2 protein-coding genes and 1 pseudogene are annotated in these 2,904 nt (G+C 40.9%); all 3 read right to left on the reverse strand.

Going from position 1 to position 2,904, the window contains the following annotated elements; genetic code table 11:
• A pseudogene (locus CCU_RS07225) lies at positions 1–495 on the reverse strand (hypothetical protein); the annotation flags it as partial.
• A gap of 105 nt (positions 496–600) precedes the next feature.
• Positions 601–2,031 carry a hypothetical protein gene (locus tag CCU_RS07230; RefSeq protein WP_015534122.1) on the reverse strand — a complete coding sequence of 477 codons (1,431 nt, stop codon included), beginning with the start codon at positions 2,029–2,031 and terminating at the stop codon, positions 601–603.
• Between the two features lie 4 nt (positions 2,032–2,035).
• Positions 2,036–2,904: dTDP-glucose 4,6-dehydratase (gene rfbB, locus CCU_RS07235; protein ID WP_208896078.1), on the reverse strand; the 869-nt coding region annotated here is incomplete at its 5' end.

The raw sequence follows: 2,904 nt of genomic DNA on the forward strand, positions 1-2,904 counted from the left end.
CTCTCCTATTATATCGGCGCCCAGTTCCTCTCTAATCTCACGGCGTACATCTTCAATCGGTGTACAATTTTGATCAGAAAAACCACGAGGGCATGCATACTGTCTTCTTCTGATTGCATGTCTGAACTGTTCCAGCAAAACATATTTTCCATTGTGCTTCGCCAGAATCACTACACCATCGTTTCCATTTGGCAGGACTCTCTCATACGCCATAAGTTCATTATCATCCTTGCGTATCGGGTCTACCACCATCATATTATATGCGCTGCTGTAAACAACTCCATATTTACGGCTATGCAGCTCCTCGTCACGGAGGATCTGTTTTCTGGCCTCTAAAGTATCCAGGGACGCTATCGGATACGATTTATATTCCGAATCCTCATTTGTTATATTCCTATCTTCACAAAGCTTTAAATATCTCTTCAGTTCTTTTGTCAATGTGTATCTTATTTTTTCGCCTTCACAAAAATGTTCAGAGTTATCTAATCCTTTCATGACCGAATTCACATATGCCTTACTTTTTCTAAAGGTAATCCGAACCATATCCCTAAGCAGTTGCCAGATTTCCGCTAAGGATTCTGATAATGACAAAGCATCAAGTCAAGGAATCTTAGCTATGAGCGAAGTCACGATCTCTGTAATGATCAGCATAACCATTGTCTGAATACCCGAAGGAACCGAATTCCAAAATGCTACAGCAGGTTTTATCCAACTATTTTGCATAGCTTTTGCGGTCCAATAATCACCTGTCAGTTCGGGACTTATCACTATTAGAAAACACAAAATAGCAAATACTATTTTCTTCAATATTCCACATAAAAGTTTCAGTTTTCTTCTATGCTTGTCCTTCTTAGCGTTATTCTCATAATAGAATACATAATTCCTATCTATTTCTGGTTTATCCTTGACATAACCTACAATTCTTGCAGCATTAACGATCTTTGGGGGTCTATATTTTCCCAGTTTGAATGTCTTAAAATCATTTTTCTCATCAACAAGATATCTTTCATCACGTTTCCTTCCACCATCCCACGTGCGCTTCAATCGCTTAGAAAAGTCACATTCAAATGTATTCTCACCATGGCAGGCACTACCCCAATCTTCTAAATCCATCACATCATAATGCCTTGACACGTTTGATATACTGCTCTCGCAAGCATAGTTATAACACAAATCAACAATTGCCTGTGCATATTGACACCCCTTGACATTTGTGCCTGTTTCTACCAATTTTTTAAGCTTTCTGATATACACTGAACGATTATTTTCATTCTTATTTTGCTTATATATGTTATCAAGTATCGTTTGAGCACTTCCCCACAGCTCCACATTATCTTTCGGAACATATAAACGTATAACCTTATCCAATATCGAACTGAATTTCCAACAGCCCAACTCACCATCAGCCCTTGGACTTATGTATATATCATGCATCATGCTCAATTTGATCACGGTTTCCATAAAGCTATACAAGTTCTCCAATATCTCAGCCATAGCATCCCAGGATAGATTAGTCTGGTGCTCACCATCCTTGTCCACTTCAACAAATATATCTATGAGCTCATCTCGCCTGTTCTTATAATCATCATTATACTGCTCACCATTCTCATTCCTCTTTAGTGCCAAAGCCAGCTGACCGTACTCATATATTTCAGACAAATCAGAATACAGAAGGCACCTCTTCATAATTGCGGTAAGTCGTTTCTGGCTATATTTCAATGGAAGTGCGGAATATATAAATTGCTTGTCATCCTCTATCGAATCCATCAAATACTGGGACACAGTACGTATATCGCCATACTGGGATATCTTGATAACCCCACTATCAAACAATTTCAGCAAAGCCTCTTTGTATTCTCCGTTTTTTAGCAGGCTGAAAAAGCCCCTCGAATCCACCATCTGATTATAAGTCAAGACAACTATATTACCATTTGTCACAATCTCATCGTACAAGGCAGCCTGTCCCGCAATTATCTCCTCATCTGTTTTGCGCACAGAATCCAATTCAAACAAATATACATATTTACTCATTCCTTCACACTCCCGTATCCAACATTCCCCTCAACCTATCTGCGTACCACCTGATAGTTTGCCGTATTCCATCATCGAAATTCACCTCCGGCCGCCAGCCAAGAGTCTGTTCAATCTTAGTTGAATCAATAGCATACCGCAGATCATGGCCTTTCCTATCGGTGACAAATGTTATGAGTGACTCGGGCTTACCCAATTCCCTGCAAATCATCCTGACAATTTCAATATTTGTCCGTTCACAATGACCACCTACATTGTATATCTCACCAACTTTTCCCCGGGTCAATATCGTATCTATGGCACGGCAATGGTCATCCACATGTATCCAATCCCTGACATTTATCCCCTGTCCATAAACAGGCAGCGGCCTGTCTGCCAATGCATTTGTCACCATCAAAGGGATAAGTTTCTCAGGGTACTGGTATGGTCCATAATTATTTGAACACCGGCTGATGGTAACCGGTGAGCCATACGTTCTATGATAAGCCATAACCAAAAGATCTGCAGCCGCCTTCGAGCTGCTGTACGGCGAGCTCGGACAAATAGGCGATTCTTCAGTGAATAACAAATCCGACCTGTCAAGAGGCAGATCTCCATACACCTCATCCGTACTGATCTGATGAAATCTGCCGACATCATATCGCATGCATGCATCCATCAACACGGACACACCCTTGATATTAGAATCAAGGAACACCTCCGGGTTATCTATAGATCTGTCTACATGCGACTCTGCCGCAAAATTCACGACCACATCCGGCCTCTCCGCCTCAAATATACGATACATCTCACATCTATCGCATATATCCGCCTTATAAAAAACAAAATTAGACCTGTCCAAGACAGGTCTAATCGTATCCAGACTTCCCGCAT

This window comes from Coprococcus sp. ART55/1, assembly GCF_000210595.1.
Taxonomy (GTDB): domain Bacteria; phylum Bacillota; class Clostridia; order Lachnospirales; family Lachnospiraceae; genus Coprococcus; species Coprococcus aceti.